The organism is Amycolatopsis deserti, assembly GCF_014653945.1.
In the GTDB taxonomy this organism is placed as follows: domain Bacteria; phylum Actinomycetota; class Actinomycetes; order Mycobacteriales; family Pseudonocardiaceae; genus Amycolatopsis_E; species Amycolatopsis_E deserti.
Window position 1 is genome coordinate 1,351,989 of record NZ_BNAU01000001.1, and the last position, 16,242, is coordinate 1,368,230.

Consider the following 16,242-nt stretch of genomic DNA (forward strand, 5'->3'; position numbering starts at 1 on the left):
TCTCCCCGGTATCGCGGCGGTTCAGGCGGGCAGGCGCATCGACTTGGCGATGATGGTGCGCTGGATCTGCGAGGTGCCGCCGCCGATCGTCGACTGGATGCTTTCGCGCAGGTAACGTTCCATGTCGCCCTCGGGCAGGTTCGCGTAACCGCCGAGGATCTGCATGCCGTCGAGCGCGCACTGCTTCAGGGTTTCCGAGCCGTACAGCTTGGCCATCGACGTCTCGCGGGCGGCGGGCAGGTTGTCCGCCTTCATCTGCGCGGCGCGGTAACACAGCAGCCGGGCGGCGTCGACCCGCGTCTGGTTCTCCGCCAGCATGTGCTTGAGCACCTGGAACTCGTAGATCGGCTTGCCGAACTGGATCCGCTGGTGGGCGTAGCGGTTGGCGTTGTTCACGGCTTCCTGGGCGTTGCCGACGTACGCGGCGGCCACCGCGCAGCGCTCCAGCTCCAGGTGTTCGGTGATGATCTGCCAGCCCTGGCCGACCTCGCCGAGCAGCGCGTCCGCCGGCACGCGCACGTCCTGGAGGAAGATCTCGGTGGTGCCGGTCGCGTGCCGCGACAGCGTCGGCAATTTGCGGATCTCCAGGCCCGGCGTGTCGTTCGGGATCAGCAGCACCGACAGGCCGTTGTGCTTGTCCTCCTTGCCCGTGCGCACCAGCATGGCGATGACCGTGTCCTTCGCCGCGGCGCCGCTGCACCACAGCTTCGAGCCGTTGACGACCCAGTCCCCGTTTTCCTCCTGCCGGGCGTGGGTCTTGGTGTTGGCCGCGTCCGAACCGGCGTCCGGCTCGGAGATCGACACGGAGAACCGGATCTGGCCGTCGATGAACGGCTTGACGTAGCGGGCTTTCTGCTCGGCGGTGCCGTACTTGATGATGTTCATCGCGGTGAACGTCGGCACGAGCACCGAGCAGGCGAAGTCGAAACCGAACTTGCCCAGACCCTCGGCCATCAGCGAGTAGTCGAAGATGTCCCCGCCGGAGCCGCCCTCGGACTCCGGGATCAGGATGCCGAGCCAGCCCTGCTTGGCGATCTTCTCGTAGGCCTCGTACGGGTACCGGCGCTCGAAATCGCATTTGCGCACGTACTCGACGGTGATCTCGTTGTCCATGAAGTCGTTCACGGTTTCCAGCCACGCGGCCTGCGACTCGTTGAGGAAATTCCTGGGCATTGTTCGTGCTCCCATCGCGGTTTCCCCCAAGCTAATCCGGCCGGACCGGTGAATCAATTGACGATTCTCGAATTCGCGGTTCGGCCGATTCGAACCGGTTTCCGCCGAGCGCGCCGGCGGCGCGCAGGGACGCGAGCTCCTCCGGCGAGAAGCCCCAGTCCCCGAGCACCTCGTCGCCCAGCACGTCGTCGCCGGGTGTGGTGGGCGGCCGCTGGATCGCTCCCGGAGTGCGGCTGAACCGCGGGGCGGGCGCGGGCTGCACGATGCCGTCCACCTCGACGAAGGTGCCGCGGGCCCGCAGGTGGGGATGCTCCGGCGCCTCCGCCATGGACAGCACCGGGGTCAGGCACACCTCCCGGCCCTGCGCGAGGGCGCACCACTCGTCGCGGGTCCGGGTGCGGAAGACCGCGGCGAAGCGTTCCTTCACCTCCGGCCAGCGGTCGCGGTCGTGCTGGTCCGGCAGCTCGTCCTCGGCGAAGCCGAGCAGCGCCACCGTCGCCCGCCAGAACCGCGCCTCGTTCGCGGCGATGCTGACCCAGCCGCCGTCCTTCGTCTCGTAGACCTGGTACCACGGCGCGCCGGAATCGAGCCGGTTCGTACCGCGTTCGTCGGTCCAGTAACCGGCCGCGCGGAAGCCGTACAGCGCGGTCATCAGGGATGCCGATCCGTCCACCATGGCCGCGTCCACGACCTGCCCGTGCCCGGACCGCCTGCTCTCCAGCACAGCGGACACCACACCCAGGGCGAGGTAGAGCGCGCCGCCACCGAAATCGCCGACCAGGTTCAGCGGGATGACCGGCGGCCCGCCGGCTTCGCCGATCGAGTGCACGACACCGGTCAGTGAGACGTAGTTGACGTCGTGGCCGGGCGCGCGGGCCAGCGGCCCGTCCTGCCCCCACCCCGTCATCCGGGCGTACACCAGCGCGGGGTTGACGGCCAGACACTCGTCCGGCCCGAGCCCGAGTTTCTCGGCCACTCCCGGCCGGAAGCCCTCCACCAGCACGTCGGCCCGCTCGGCCAGACGCAGCACCGCGCCGACCGCCGCCGGGTGCTTCAGGTCCATCGTCGCGCTCCGGCGGCTGCGGTTCATCAGGTCGTAGCGCGGGTCGATCGGAGCGCCGCCGTCGTACCCGGGCGGCCGCTCGACGCGCACGATGTCGGCGCCGAGGTCGGCCAGCAGCATGCAGCCGAACCGGGTCGGCCCGACGCCGCCGAGTTCGACGATCCGCACGCCGGTCAGCGGCCCGCTGGAATTGGGTGCATTCTTCGACGATCCCACCAGGCGGATGTTACGGGCGCCACCGCGGCAATCCTATTTCGCAAACCCGAAGCGGCGGTTCGAGAACTTCGAATCGAGTGCCCGTGCGGGGGACAATCCTGTCCCAGGTTCGATCTCGCCCATTGTGGGCGCCCGCGCCACGTGTGAGCCTCGATGGCGAGGCCGGGTGGCAGAACCCGGCCGAGGAAATTCGCCGTCGCGAAAGAAGAGCTGGAGCAATGAAGACGAACGTCACCTTCCCCAGTGCCGGGCTGGCCCTGGCCGGTCTGCTGTTCACGCCGGACGACCACACCGGCGAGCCGCTGCCGGCGGTCGTGGTGTCCCACCCCGGCGGCGGGGTGAAGGAGCAGACCGCGAGCATCTACGCCGAGCGCCTGGCTCGTGAGGGGTACGCGACGCTGGTGTTCGACGCCGCGTACCAGGGTGAAAGCGAAGGCGAGCCGCGCGGGCTGGAGAACCCGTTCCAGCGCTCGGAGGACGTCCGAGCCGCGGTCACCTACCTGACCACCCGCGACGACATCGACCCCACCCGGATCGGCGCGCTGGGCATCTGCGCGTCCGGCGGGTACGTCCCGTTCGCCGCGCAGACCGACCACCGGATCAAGGCGGTCGCCACGGTCAGCGCGGTCGACATCCGCAGCCTGCTGGTCGAAGGCCTCGGCCGCACGCAGGGCCCCGAAGTCCTGCAGGCGATGCTCGACCAGGCCGGTGCCCTGCGCACCGCCGAAGCGCGCGGTGCGGCCCCGGCCGTGCAGAACTGGGCGCCGGAGAGCCCCGAGGGCCTGGAGGAAGCCCCGACGCTGTACCGCGAGGCTCAGGACTACTACCGGACGCCGCGGGGCGGGCACGCCAACTCCACGAACGAGTGGCCGCTGCGCAGCATCGACCAGATCGCGCAGTTCGACCCGTACGCGATGATCGACCTGATCGCGCCGCGCCCGCTGCTGATGATCATCGGCTCGGAGTCCGACACCGGCTACTTCAGCCGTGAAGCCATCGAGAAGGCCGACGAGCCCAAGGAACTGTTCGTCATCGACGGCGCGACCCACATCGCCCTCTACGACCAGGACGAGTACGTCACGCCCGCGGTCGCCAAGCTCACCGGATTCTTCGGCGAGCACCTGACCGCCTGAGCAGCGAGCCGTGGTCCCCGGCACCCGCGGGTGCCGGGGACCCTGCCGCTCATCGCCGCGCGGCCCGCACCTTCTCCGTGGCGGCCTCGTCGAGCACGAGTCCCTCCGGATCGGCGTGCGGGTCGCCGGTGATCACGACCCCGAAGTCGCGCTCGGCGGCGGCGATCGTCAGGTACTCGTCGCGGACGTCACGCAGTACCCGCTGGGGGTCGCGCTCGAGCGGGTCGCCCCAGCCGCCGCCCCCGTTGGTCACGTACCGCCAGGTCGCACCGGCCTTGGTGGCCCAGCCCGGGTCCCGGCCGTAGTAGAAGAACTCGCCGTCCACCCGCGGGGCCCGCGTCACCGGATCCAGGGTGCCCGCGACCGCGACCGCCGCGGCGTAGCCGGAGGCGTCCGTGGGCAGCAGGGTCTCCGGCCCGCTCGTCGGAGCGCCGTCCCGGCCGAAGACCCAGACTCCGCCGAGCGCACCGTCACCTCCGCCGCGCACGCCGACGCCGCTCGCGTGGCGGAACCGCAGCGGGATGGTCTGGTGCTCCCCCGGCTGCGTGTAGAGGACGTCCTTCGCGACCGCCGCGCCGCCGCGGTGCGCGCCGGCCCCGGCGGTGTCGGGGAGGAACTCGCGCCGCATGATCCGCAGCGGGAAGTCGGCCTCCAGGGACTCGCTCGAGGGCGACATGAGGTTGAAGATGTAACTGCACGAGAACCCGTCGCCGTCACCCGCACTGGACCCGCCTCGCGGTCCGTGCTCGCCGCCGGCCATCGCGGAGCACATCCAGGGCGTACCGTCGGGGCCCACGCCGTAGGCGTTGTGCACGTAGGCCGCGCCGAAGTCGCCGCCGAGCGCGGCTTCGCCGAGGACCGAGCCCAACGCCCGGCACAGGACCGTGTTGATGAGCGCGGAAACCTCGTAGTAGCAGAAGACCGCCCCGTCCGGAGGCAGCGCGCTGACCATCGAGCCGGGCGGGATCACGAGGTCGATGTCGCGGAACGTGCCGGACGTGAACTCGCTTTCGGGCGACAGCAACATTTTCAGGCCCACGCCGACGGCGGTCTTGGCGTCGAGCGCGCCGGCGTTGATGCAGGTGCGAGCCTGCCGGGACGAGCCGCTGAAGTCGGCTTCCAGCCGCTCCCCCCGCTTGCGCAGCGTGAGGGCGACCGTGTACTCCTCGCTGTCGTCGACACCGTCGGCGTCCAGGGAACCGCTCGCAGAGTAGTCACCGTCGGGCATCGAGGCGAACGCCTGCCGCATGCTTTCGGCGGAGGCGTCGCAGGCGTAGCGGAGGCTGCCCAGGTACGCCTCGATGCCGTAGCGCTCGATGATCTCCTGGATGAGCTCTTCGCCGAGCGCGCAGCAGCTCTGCATCGTGTGGAAGTCCGGCAGCATCAGCTCGGCCATCCGCACGTTGTCGAAGATCAGCGAGAACGTCTCCCGCACCGGTTCGCCGGCGTGGTAGAGCAACCGCGGGCTGATCGAAATGCCGTCCTCGTAGATGTTGTGCTTGGCGGCGGAGAACCCGCCCGGGGCGATGCCGCCGACGTCGAGCTGGTGCGCCCGCAACGCGATGAAACCGGCGATCTTCCCGTCGTGGAACACCGGCCGGATGAAGCAGACGTCGTTGTAGTGGTTGCCCATCCGGTAGACGTCGTTGCAGATCAGCAGATCGCCGGGCACCAGGTTCTCGGGCCCGAACTCCTCGACGGCGACCCGCACGCCGGCGGACATGGTGCCGAGGAAGATGGACAACCCGTTGGTCACCGCGCTCATCGCGTAGTCCTGCTCGGGCGGCGCGCAGACGCAGGCCGCGAAGTCGTAGCACAGCGCGATGATCGGCGAGAAGGCGCGGTGCAGCAGGCCGGTGGTGACGTGCTGCGCCGAGTACCGGAGCCGGTTGGCCAGCACCGAAGCGGTGAACCGATCGCAGTCGTAGCGGTCGAGGAACTGCTCGTCGGTCAGGTCCCGCAGCAATGTCGTGCTCATTTTCCTGCTCCTTCGACGCGGGTGATGACGATCTCGCCGATCCGGCCGACGGTCGCGACCAGGCCCGGCGGCACGAACGTGGTCGACATCGGCTCCCGGATCACCGCCGGGCCCTCGATGACGTCGCCGCGCATCAGGCTGTCGCGCTCGTACTCGCCGGCTGTCAGGTCGGTCTCCTCCAGGTACCGGATGGTGATCGTCCCGGCCGGCCGGACGGACTCCCCGGCGGCCCGCGCCGGCGGCTCCGGGTACTCGACCTTCGGCGTGGGCACGACCGCGGTGAGCCGGTAGGTGACGCCCTGCACCGGCATGCCCTCGAAGCGGTTGCCGGAGCGCTGTTCGTAGCCGTCGTGGAAGTTGGCGATCATCGTCTCGACGGCTTCGGGGGTGATCTTGCCGTTCGGCACCTCGACGAACGGGGTCTCCCAGACCTGCCCCATGAGCTGGCCGTCGAACGAGCGGGTGAACGTGACGCGCTCGGCGTCCTCGCCCAGCGAGCGCCGCATCGCCTCCTCCATGCCCGCGTACACCGCGTCGATCTCGTCGGCGGCCTCCGGCGTGAGCACCGTGTACGCGGTGCGGCTGTCGGCGTACACCTGGTCGGCGCTGACCAGGCCCAGCGCCGAGAACAGCCCGGGGTGCGGCGGCACGATCACGCTCTTGACGTGCATCTGCTCCAGCAGTCCCGGCAGCATCATCGGCCCGGCCGCGCCGTAGGCGACCATCGCGTGGTCACGCGGGTCGACGCCGTTCTTGACCAGCACGTCGACGATGCCCTCGGCGACGTTGTTCAGCGCCATCCGGTAGGCGAACCGGACGCGTTCGGCCAGGGTCGCCTGCGTGTCGAGCTTCTCGAAGGCGGCCCGGGCGAGGTCCGGGTCGAGCCGTGACCGCCCGGCGGCGAACCGGTCCGGATCGAGGATCCCCAGCATCAGGAACGTGTCGGTGGTGGTGGGCTGCTCGCCGCCGCGGCCGTAGCAGGCCGGCCCGGGGTCGGCGCCCGCGCTCTCCGGGCCGACCTTCACCTCGCCGGTCGGGGTGATGCTGACGATGCTGCCGCCGCCGGCGCCCACGCTCACGATCTCGTTCGAGAGCGTGTTCACGATCAGATCGTGCTCCAGCTCGAACGTCGTGTTGACGAACGGCTTGCCGCCGGTGACGACGCTGATGTCGCTGGAGGTGCCGCCGATGTCGGTGCAGATCAGGTTCGGCTCGCCGATCAGCTCGCCCAGGTGCGCACACGCGACCGTCCCCGCGGCGGGGCCGGAGAAGACGATGCGGGACGGCCGCTCCATCGCGACGTCGACCGGGGCGAGCATGGCGGCGCAGTCGGCGAAGTTCAGGTCCCCGGTGAACCCGAGGCCGGTCAGCCCGGCGGACAGTTCCCGGGTGTAGGGGCCGTAGATGCGCTTCATCAGCACGTCGACGACGGTCGTCGAAGCCCGCGGGTATTCGCGGGCCAGCGGCGAGACCTCGCTGGAGATCGAGCACGCGACGTCGCCGATCTCCTCGGCGACCAGCTCCCGCAGGCGCCGCTCGTGGCTTCCATCCACATAGGAATTGAGCAGGCAGATCGCGACGCCCTCGACCCCGCAGCGGGCCAGGATCCGCAGCTCTTCGCGGGCCTGCCGCTCGTCGAGCGGGATCACCACCGATCCGTCGGCGCCGAGCCGCTCGCGGATGCCGCGGCGCAGGTAGCGCGGTACCACCGGGGCGGTCACGTCGCCGAAGCTGCGGCGCCAGCGGGGATCGGTGTTGGCCTCGGCCGGCCGCCACGCCCGCGCCATGTCCAGCATGTCGCGGTGGCCTTCGGTCGTCAGGAACGCGATCTTGGGCAGCCGCCGGGTGATGATCGCGTTGAGGCCGTGCGTGCTGGCGTGGTTGAACGCGGCCGCGGCGGCGACGTCCACTTCGGACGCTCCCTCCAGCACGGCCTTGTAGCTCTCGGTGACGTTGGTGGCCACCTTGACGGTCTCGATCCGGCCGTCGGCGATCGAGACGATGTCGGTGAACGTGCCGCCGACGTCGACGCCGATCATCCCCTTGCGCTCAGCCATGTCCGCCACCCCGGATCCGGTCCGCCAGCAGTTCGATCGGGCCCAGCTTCGGCCCGGGCGTGCGCCGCACGTCGGTCAGGCACTCCGCGCACTTGACGACGTCGAACCAGCCGGCCTCCGACAGCACCGGGTAGGCCTGCAGCTTGCGTGCGCCGCAGCCCGGGCACGTGCCCTCGACGCTCTCCCGGTTCACCGACAACGTCGGTTCGGCCGGGCGTGGATTGGTGATCGCCATTGATCTCTCCTCACTGGATCCGTTTCGGTACTAGGCCGGATCGGCCGGGCTCAGGGCCCGGACGGCCGACGCGTCCGCGCCGAGCAGACGCTGCGCCATCGGCACGAGCTTGAACTTCTGGACCTTCCCGGTCGGGGTCTGCGGCACGGCGCCGGTGTCGAGCACGAAGACGTGCCGGGGCACCTTGAACCGGGCCAGCGCCGACCGGCAGGCTTCGAGGAGCTGCCCCGGATCGGGCGTGGCGCCCGGCTCCGGGACGACGAACGCGCACCCGGCCTCGCCCCAGCGGTCGTCCGGCACGCCGACGACGAAGGCCTGGCTGACACCGGGCCGGGTGGTCAGGAAGTCCTCGACTTCCTTGGGCATCACGAGTTCGCCGCCGCTTTTGAACACGTCCTTCGACCGGCCGGTGATGACGAGGGAACCGTCGTCGAGGACCCGGCCGAGGTCGCCGGAGTACAGCCAGCCGTCCCGGAGCGTGGCCTCGGTCGCGTCGGGGCGGTTCCAGTACCCCAGCATGGTCGTCGGCCCGCGCGACACGAGCTCACCGGTTTCCCCGGGCCGGACGGGTTCGTGGGTGACCGGGTCCAGGATCCGGTACTCCGCGACCGTCCCGGCGGCCCCGGCGGCGGCCCCGCCCAGCTTGGGCCGGCCGACGGTGGACGCGGTCACTTCGAGGGGGTCGTCCGGCTGTGTCATCACCGTCGCCCCGGCGACCTCGGTCATCCCGTACGCGGTGGTGAGCTCGCGGACCCCGAGGTCGTCGCGGATCCGCTGCCACAGCCACGTCGGCGCGACCGCCGCGGCCGAGAGCATCCTGGTCAGCGAGGAGAGGTCGACGTTGGTGCGGTCGGGATGCTCGACGAGCGCGACGCTCATCGTCGGGACCGCGAGCACGTCGTTGACCCGGTGCCGCTCGATCGCGCGCAGGTACTCCCCCGCGTCGAAGCGGGGCTGCGGCAGCATCGCCCCGCCGACGAAGGTCGTCGCCTGGACCCCGTGCTCGTAGCCGAACATGTGGTAGCAGGGCAGGGCGAACACGACCCGGTTGCCATCGGGCAGGGCCCGGCAGAACGCCGAGCCGTATTCCTGGCGCAGCAGCGCGTCGTGGCTCAGCTGCACGCCCTTGGGCTCACCGGTCGTCCCGGAGGTGTACATGATATCCGACATCTGCTCCGGGCTTCGCCGGCCGCCCGGCGCCGCACCCGGATTCTGCTCACCGATCCGCGCCAGCTCCGGGACGTCGGCCACGCCCTCCCGGCCCTCGCCCCGCCCTTCGGCGTCGAAGGTGATGACGCGCTCCAGGTCGCCGAACCCGATCGACCCGGCCCGTGACCAGCCGGGCGCCAGCTCGTCCAGCATCGCCAGGTAGTCCAGGTCGCGGTAGGACGTCATCGTGATCAGCACGCGGGCGCAGGACTGGCGGAGCACGAACCCGAGCTCGTGGGTGCGGTAGAGGTAGTTCAGCGGCACGGCGACCGCCCCTGCCCGGGAGATCGCCAGCTTCAGCGGCGCGTACTCGGGGTAGTTCGCCATCAGCACGGCCACGTGGTCCCCGGGCCGCACCCCCAGCGCGGCCAGCCCGTCGGCGAACCGGTGGGCTTGACGCAGCACGTCGTCGTAGGTGAGCACGCGGTCGCCGGCGATGACGTACGGCCGCGGTCCGAAACGGGCCGCGGCGTGCTCGAAGTGCTCGTCGAGCGTCCGCGGGCGCCAGGGCGCGAACTCCCGCTCCAGATCCGCCCGCCGCTCGGCGATCGACGGCCCGTGCGCGGTCACCGGGTGCCGCCCGCGACATCCACCGTGCGGCGCACGGTCGACTTCACCCCGGTGCTGCCCCGGTTGACCCCGACCAGGCCACGCAGCGCGGGGTTGTTGTTGACCAGGTTCCCCAGCTGCGGCCCGGCGGCGATCATGCCGCCGTCGACCGTGACGATCTCGCCGGTGATGAACCGCGCGTCGTCGCTGGCCAGGAACGACACGACCGCGGCGACGTGGTCCGGCTCCCCCGCGTACGGCAGGGGTTGCACGGTGCCGAGCACCGGCTCGAGATCCTCGGCGGTCAGGCCGATCAGGGGTGTGGTGATGATGCCCGGGGCGACCGCGTTGACCCGGATCCGGTCCGGCGCGTATTCGAGCGCGGCGATCCGGGTGAGGTGCTGGACCCCGGCCTTGGCCACCGAGTAGGCCTGCACCCCGGCGCCGGCCGCGAAGGCGCCCACCGAACCGAAGTTGACGATCGCGCCGCCGGTGCCCTGGGCGCGCATGACCCGGCCGGCGTGCTTGATGCCGAGGAACACGCTGCGGAGCACGACGTCGAACGTGTAGTCCCAGTCATCGGCCTCGATCTCGGTCAGCGGGCCGAACGCCCCACCGACCCCGGCGGCGTTGACCAGCACGTCGAGCCGGCCGTAGGTCTCGACCGTCTCGCGGATCGCGGCCTCGAACCGCGCTTCGTCGCTGACGTCGGTGTGCACGAACCGGACCCGGTCGCCCGCGTCCAGCTCCGCGATCGTCCGCTCGGCGACCTCGCGGTTGAGGTCCGCGATCACCACGCTGAACCCGCGCCCGAGGAACCGGGCCACCGACGCCCGGCCCATGCCGCTCGCCCCACCGGTCACCAGTGCCACTTCGTTGCCCATGTCTCGTCCTTCCCGGTGCTGTCAGCCGAACAGCACTTGCTTGGTGCCGGTGAACTCGCGGAGGCCCTCGGGACCGCATTCGCGCCCCCAGCCGGAGCGCTTCACACCGCCGAACGGCGCGGCCATCGTGGGCCCGAAGGTGTTGAGCGCGACCGATCCGGCGCGGATCCGGCGGGCGACCGCCAGCGCACGCTCCCGGTCCGCCGAGAACACGCTCGCGGCCAAGCCGTACTCGCTGTCGTTCGCGATCCGGACGGCGTCGTCGACGTCGTGGTACGCCAGGACAGCGGTGACCGGGCCGAAGACCTCCTGCCGCGCGACGTCGTGGTCCTCGGCGACACCGGTCAGCAGCGTGGGTTCGTGGAACCAGCCGGTGCGCAACCCCTCGGGACGGCCCCCGCCGGTCACGACCGTCGCGCCCTGCTCGCGGGCCCGCTCCACGACGCGACGGGTCCGGTCGAGCGCGGCGCGGGTGGCGAGGGGACCGTGGTCGGTGTCCGCCGACCGCGGATCGCCGATCCGCAGCGCCCGGTAGGCCCCGGCGAGCGCCTCGACGATCTCGTCGTGCCGCGCCGCCGGGACGAGCACCCGCGACAGCGCCGCGCACACCTGACCGGCGCCGCTCATCGCCCCGGCCACCAGAGGCCGCAGTGCCCGGCCGAGGTCGACGTCCTCCAGCAGCACCGCCGGGGACTTGCCGCCGAGCTCGAACACCGTGCGCGGCAGCAGATCGGCGCTCTGCCGCAGGATCTCCGAGGCGGTCCGGGGGCCGCCGGTGAACGAGATCATCTCGAACCGCGGATCGGCGACCAGCCGCCGCGAGACCTCGACGCCGGCCGACAGGACGCTCAGCACCCCGGGCGGAAACCCCGCGGCGGCAGCGCAGTCGGCCACGATCCGCATCATCAGCGCCGACTCCGGCGCCGACTTGACCACCACCGGGGCGCCGGCCAGCAGCGCGGGGACGACCTTGCTGCCCACGGTCGTCAGCGGACCGTTGTACGGCATCACCGCCAGCACCGGCCCGACCGGGTCCCGGTCGATCCGCACCTCGCCGACCGGGGTCGTCCGGGTCTCGGGCGCCAGCGCCTCCTCGGCCACCTCGAGCGCGGTCCGCCAGGCGGTCTTCGCGGCGAAGCGGTGCAGCGTGCGGCTCCAGCGCACCGGGATCCCGGCCTCCACCGCCCACACCAGACCGATTTCGTCCGCACGCTTCTCCAGGAGGTCGCAGAACCGGCCGCAGACCTCGATCCGGCGGCTGACCGGCCACCGCGGCCACGGCCCGGCGAACGCTTCGGCCGCCGCCGTCACCGCGCCGTCCGCGTCTTCGGCCGACGGCGCCACGACCTCGGCGACGATCTCTTCGGTCGTCGGCGAGACGACCGTCGTGCGCTCGTGCCCGGCCGAGGGCCGCCACTCGCCGCCGATCAAGAGCGCGTCCGGCCGCGGTACGCGCAGGTCACCGTCCACCACGAGCTGCTCTCGGTTGTCCACCAGGCTCATCGGATCGCCCTCTCCTTCCGGACCTCGGCCTGAACGACGGTTTCCGCCGCGGCGAGCCCCGCGATCTCGGCGGGACTGAATCCCCAGTCCCGCAAGGCTTCTTCGGTGTGTTCACCGGGAACGGCGGCCGGCCCCGCCACCGCTCCCGGCGTGCGCCCGAACCGCGGGGCGGGTGTCGGCTGCAGCACCCCGTCGACCGGGACGAACGACGAGCGCGCGACGCTGTGCTCGTGGGAGCGTGCCTCGTCGAGGGTCAGCACCGGGGAGAAGCAGGTGTCCCGGTCCCGGAACGTCTCGACCCATTCGGCGCGGGTTCGGGTCAGGAACGTCTCCGCGAACCGGGCTCGCAGCTGCGGCCAGCGGCGTTCGTCGAACTGGTCCGGCAGGTTCTCGCCGGCCAGCTCGAGCGCGTCGAGCAGTTCCGCGTAGAACCGCGGCTCGTTCGCCGCGATCGCCACCCAGCGCCCGTCGGCGGTTTCGTAGGTGCCGTAGAACGGGGCGCCGCCGTCGAGCCGGTTCGACTCCCGGCGGTCCCGCCACTCGCCGACCTGCCGCAGCCCGTGGATCAGGGTGCCGAGCAGGCAGGAGCCGTCGAGCATCGCCGCGTCGACGACCTGGCCGCGGCCGGAGCGGGCGGCTTCGATCAGCCCGGCCGCGATCCCGAACGCCAGCAGCATCCCGCCGCCGCCGTAGTCGCCGACGAGGTTCAGCGGCGGGGTGGGGCGGCCGTCCGCCGGCCCGATGGCGTGCAGCAGACCGCTCAGTGCGAGGTAGTTCAGGTCGTGTCCGGGCAGGTGCGCCAGCGGTCCGTCCTGGCCCCACCCGGTCATCCGGCCGTACACCAGCCGGGGATTGCGGGCCAGGCACTCCTCCGGCCCGATGCCCAGCCGCTCGGCCACACCGGGCCGGCTGCCCTCGATGAGCGCGTCGGCCTGCTCGACCAGGCGCAGCACGACCTCCGCGCCGCCGGGGCGCTTGAGGTCGACACCGACCGACCGCCGGCCGCGCAGGGTCGCGAACTCGTAGGACCGCTCGCCGGGAAGGTGCTCGCGCACGTGCCCGGCGCGGTCGACGCGGAGCACGTCCGCGCCCATGTCCGAGAGCATCATGGCGCACCACGGCCCGGGCCCGATCGAGCCGATCTCGACCACCTTGACGCCTTCCAGCGGGCCCGGCATCAGCGGAACTCCACCGTCTTCTCCACCCGGCGCAACGCTTCGACGGTTTCCTCGACCAGCCGGTGGAGAACGTCGGCGGCCCCGGGGAGATCGGTGATCATGCCGGCACCCGCCCCGGAGGGCAGGCTCATGTGCGACTTCAGGTTGGCGCGCATGGCGGCGTACTTGAACGGCATGGTCAGCACGCGCTGGACCGGGTACGGCTGCAGTTCGTCCTCGTGACCCTCCCAGACCTCGGTGAAGCGGTTGCGCAACATGCGCACGTGCAGGCCGTCGAACAGCGGTGATCGCAGCGTCGAGTCGTATCCGGCTTCGAGGACCGCCTCCTTGAAGACGTCCTCGGAACCGGATTCCCGGGTGGCCAGGAACCGGGTACCGACCCACGCGCCCTGCGCGCCCGCGGTCAGGCACGCGGCGATCTGGGAGCCCTTGACCAGCCCGCCCGCGGCGACGACCGGCACCGTCGCGAACTCCAGCACCTCGGCGAGGAGGGTGATCAGCCCGACGTCGCCGGTGTGCCCGCCGCCCTCGGTGCCCTGGACGACGACGACGTCGGTGCCGTTGCGGATCGCGCTTCGCGCGTGTTTCGCCAGCCCGACGATGCTCATCACCTTCGCGCCCTTGGCGTGGCACGCCTCGACCACCCAGGTCGGGGTACCCAGGGCACACGCGATCACCTCGACCCCGTGGTCGAGGGCGATCTCGAGCTTCTTCTTGTTGTCGGCGAGGCTGATCGCCTGGTCGGTGGTCGGCACGACCTCGACGCCCCGCTCGTCCAGTTCCCGCTTCAGCTGCCGCAGCGGTCCGGGCAGTTCCGGCACCCGCACGTCGGACAGTCCTTGCGGGGCGTTCGCCGGGAAGCCGAGGTCGACGCACAGGGGGCCGTCGCTGAGCGAGCGGAACAGCCGGATCTCCTCGTCCACCTGCTCGGGCGTGATGTCGATGCCGCCGATCGAGCCGAGACCGCCCGCGTTCGAGACCGCGGCGGCCAGCCGTCCGTAGGCGACGTTGCCCATGCCGGCCTGCATGAGGGGTACGTCGATCCCCAGCAGGTCGCAGATGGGGGTCCGCAGGGTGGGCGGCATGGGTCCTCCTCGGGGTTGGCGTCCGGCCGGCGCTCGGTCGCCGCGGAACTGGCGGATTATGTGAAATACATTTCATATCCAAGACGCTGCTCATTTTCTAACACCTGCTCGAAAATCTGGCAAGACCCGGGGGATGTTGGCGGGTTCTTCGAACACCCTGTAGATTTTTGGGCAGCGACCCCGGGAGGGACGGTCAGGTGACGAAGGCAGACGGCGCGCAGCGGCGTGAACGCAAGTCCGACAAGACCCGGCGGCGCATCCTCGACGCCGCCGCGGACCTGTTGAACCGCAAGGGTTTCGACGGCACCCGGGTCTCGGAGATCGCGACGCTGGCCGAGCTGCGCGTCCCGGCCGTCTACTACTACTTCGACTCCCGGGAGGCCATCCTCGAAGAGGTGGTCAACATCGGCGACCGGCTGGCCCACGACAACGTCGTGCGGCGCCTGAACGAGCTCCCCCCGGACGCCTCGGCGCTGGACCGGATCTGCGCGGCCTTCGCCGCCCACCTCGAGATGGTGCTGACCGAGTCGGCCTACACCGCCGCCGCGATGCGCACGATGGGCCAGCTCCCGGCCGACATGCGGGCCCGGCAGCTCGAGCGCCAGCGCGCGAGCGGCCGCATGTGGCGCGAGCTCATCCAAGCCGGCGTCGAAGCCGGCGAGGTCGACCCGGAACTCGATCCGCGCGCCGCGAGGATGTTCCTCCTCGGCGCCGTCAACTGGGCGACGGAATGGTGGAACCCGGCCCGCGGCAGTCTCGAGGAGATCCTGGCGACCGCCCAGCGCCTCGTCCGCAACGCACTCGCCGGCCCGCTCGCACGATCGGCCACCGCGGCGACTCCACGTGCGGCGCTGTCCCCGGTCTTCATCCCCCCGCCCTGATCGGCGGACGAGCGCCTCTCAACGCGTGACGTCAGGAGCGAAGGACGCGCAGGCCGGTGCGGATTTCGCGGACCAGGATCCCCGGCTGTTCCAAGGCCGCGAAGTGCCCGCCCTGGTCGGCCTCGCCGTAGTGGATCAGATTGCTGTAGGTGTCTTCGATCCAGCTTCGCGGCAGGCGCGGGATGTCCTTCGGGAAGACGGTCACCGCGACCGGAAGGCTCAGCTTGGGGCCGGCGAAAGTGGCCGATCTGTTCTCCCAGTAGATGCGGCCGGACGACGCCGCGCTGTTGGTGAACCAGTACAGGGATATCGCGTCGAGCATGTCGTCCACGCTGAGGGCGTCCTCGGCGAGCCCGTGGTTGTCGGTTTTGGACTGGAACTTCTCGTAGATCCAGGCCGCCTGGCCGGCGGGAGAGTCCGCCAGGGCGAATCCGACGGTCTCCGGCTTCGTGCCCTGGAGGTGGTTCGACCCGCCGAGCTCGCCGGTGTAGACGGCGAGGGTGTCCACGGCGTAGCGCTGTTCGGGCGACAAGGTGTCGGGTATCCGCGAGGGAAAGGCGTACTGGGTGTTCAGGTGGATTCCGACAAGCCCTTCGGGTTCCATGGCCCCGAGGGCGGTGGTGACAACGGCACCCCAATCACCGCCCTGCGCGGCCCATCTGGTGTAGCCCAGACGCCTCATCAGCTCCACCCACGCGCTCGCGATGCGGGACACGGTCCACCCGGTCTCCGCAGGCTTCTGGGAGAACCCGAACCCGGGCAGCGACGGGACGACGACGTCGAAGGAATCGGCGGCGTCTCCGCCGAACGAAACCGGATCGGTCAGCGGGCCGATCAGCTTCCGGAACTCGGCGATCGAGCCCGGCCATCCGTGCGTGAGCAGCAGCGGCATCGCGCCGGGATTGCCGGACCTGACGTGGATGAAGTGGATGTCCAGACCGTCGATCTCGGTCAGGAACTGGGGGAAGCGGTTGAGCTCGGATCCGAAGCGCCGCCAGTCGTAGCCGTGCTCCCAGTAGCCGACCAGGGATCTGGCGTTCGCCAGGCGAACGCCTTGCGACCAGTCGTCCACCGTTTCCGGATCCGGCCATCGGGTGC

At 70.9% G+C, this 16,242-nt stretch carries 13 protein-coding genes; 2 read left to right on the plus strand and 11 right to left on the minus strand.

Going from position 1 to position 16,242, the window contains the following annotated elements; genetic code table 11:
* Window positions 1-21: 21 nt before the first annotated feature.
* Together IE290_RS06605 and IE290_RS06610 are read right to left on the minus strand one after the other, a co-directional pair.
* Entirely contained in the window at window positions 22-1,173 is a 1,152-nt protein-coding gene (locus IE290_RS06605) for an acyl-CoA dehydrogenase family protein (RefSeq protein WP_191243539.1), read from the minus strand.
* 31 nt (window positions 1,174-1,204) lie between these two features.
* A complete protein-coding gene (locus tag IE290_RS06610) occupies window positions 1,205-2,452 on the minus strand; it encodes a CaiB/BaiF CoA transferase family protein (RefSeq protein ID WP_191243540.1) in 1,248 nt (415 codons plus the stop codon).
* A 218-nt stretch (window positions 2,453-2,670) separates the two neighbouring features.
* On the opposite strand from IE290_RS06610, the gene IE290_RS06615 reads away from it, so the two are divergent.
* The gene (locus IE290_RS06615; protein WP_191243541.1) at window positions 2,671-3,585 is read left to right on the plus strand and encodes an alpha/beta hydrolase; all 915 of its coding nucleotides are present in this window, start codon (window positions 2,671-2,673) and stop codon (window positions 3,583-3,585) included.
* Window positions 3,586-3,634: 49 nt separating this feature from the next.
* Here IE290_RS06615 and IE290_RS06620 read toward each other — a convergent pair whose 3' ends face one another.
* The 8 genes from IE290_RS06620 to IE290_RS06655 are packed head-to-tail and all read right to left on the minus strand — an operon-like array spanning window position 3,635 to window position 14,263.
* Entirely contained in the window at window positions 3,635-5,563 is a 1,929-nt protein-coding gene (locus tag IE290_RS06620; RefSeq protein ID WP_191243542.1) for a hydantoinase B/oxoprolinase family protein, read from the minus strand.
* Window positions 5,560-7,620, minus strand: a complete 2,061-nt coding sequence (locus IE290_RS06625; protein WP_229874251.1) for a hydantoinase/oxoprolinase family protein — start codon at window positions 7,618-7,620, stop codon at window positions 5,560-5,562. Before IE290_RS06625 ends, IE290_RS06620 begins: the two co-directional genes overlap by 4 nt.
* Window positions 7,613-7,855, minus strand: a complete 243-nt coding sequence (locus IE290_RS06630; protein ID WP_191243543.1) for a hypothetical protein — start codon at window positions 7,853-7,855, stop codon at window positions 7,613-7,615. Before IE290_RS06630 ends, IE290_RS06625 begins: the two co-directional genes overlap by 8 nt.
* Window positions 7,856-7,885: 30 nt before the next feature.
* Window positions 7,886-9,634, minus strand: coding sequence for an AMP-binding protein (locus tag IE290_RS06635; RefSeq protein ID WP_191243544.1), 1,749 nt, complete (start codon window positions 9,632-9,634; stop codon window positions 7,886-7,888).
* A complete protein-coding gene (locus tag IE290_RS06640; RefSeq protein WP_191243545.1) occupies window positions 9,631-10,497 on the minus strand; it encodes an SDR family NAD(P)-dependent oxidoreductase in 867 nt (288 codons plus the stop codon). The genes IE290_RS06635 and IE290_RS06640 overlap by 4 nt, the downstream gene beginning before the upstream one ends.
* 21 nt (window positions 10,498-10,518) lie before the next feature.
* Entirely contained in the window at window positions 10,519-12,000 is a 1,482-nt protein-coding gene (locus IE290_RS06645) for an aldehyde dehydrogenase family protein (protein WP_191243546.1), read from the minus strand.
* Complete coding sequence (locus IE290_RS06650) at window positions 11,997-13,178, minus strand: CaiB/BaiF CoA transferase family protein (RefSeq protein ID WP_191243547.1); 1,182 nt, start codon at window positions 13,176-13,178, stop codon at window positions 11,997-11,999. The genes IE290_RS06645 and IE290_RS06650 overlap by 4 nt, the downstream gene beginning before the upstream one ends.
* Window positions 13,178-14,263: an NAD(P)H-dependent flavin oxidoreductase gene (locus IE290_RS06655; RefSeq protein ID WP_229874253.1), complete on the minus strand. Its 1,086-nt coding sequence runs from the start codon at window positions 14,261-14,263 to the stop codon at window positions 13,178-13,180. Before IE290_RS06655 ends, IE290_RS06650 begins: the two co-directional genes overlap by 1 nt.
* A gap of 197 nt (window positions 14,264-14,460) precedes the next feature.
* On the opposite strand from IE290_RS06655, the gene IE290_RS06660 reads away from it, so the two are divergent.
* Window positions 14,461-15,144 carry a TetR/AcrR family transcriptional regulator gene (locus IE290_RS06660; RefSeq protein ID WP_191243548.1) on the plus strand — a complete coding sequence of 228 codons (684 nt, stop codon included), beginning with the start codon at window positions 14,461-14,463 and terminating at the stop codon, window positions 15,142-15,144.
* A gap of 31 nt (window positions 15,145-15,175) precedes the next feature.
* Here the strand turns inward: IE290_RS06660 and IE290_RS06665 are convergent, their stop codons facing one another.
* Window positions 15,176-16,216 carry an epoxide hydrolase family protein gene (locus IE290_RS06665; protein WP_229874255.1) on the minus strand — a complete coding sequence of 347 codons (1,041 nt, stop codon included), beginning with the start codon at window positions 16,214-16,216 and terminating at the stop codon, window positions 15,176-15,178.
* Window positions 16,217-16,242: the final 26 nt, after the last annotated feature.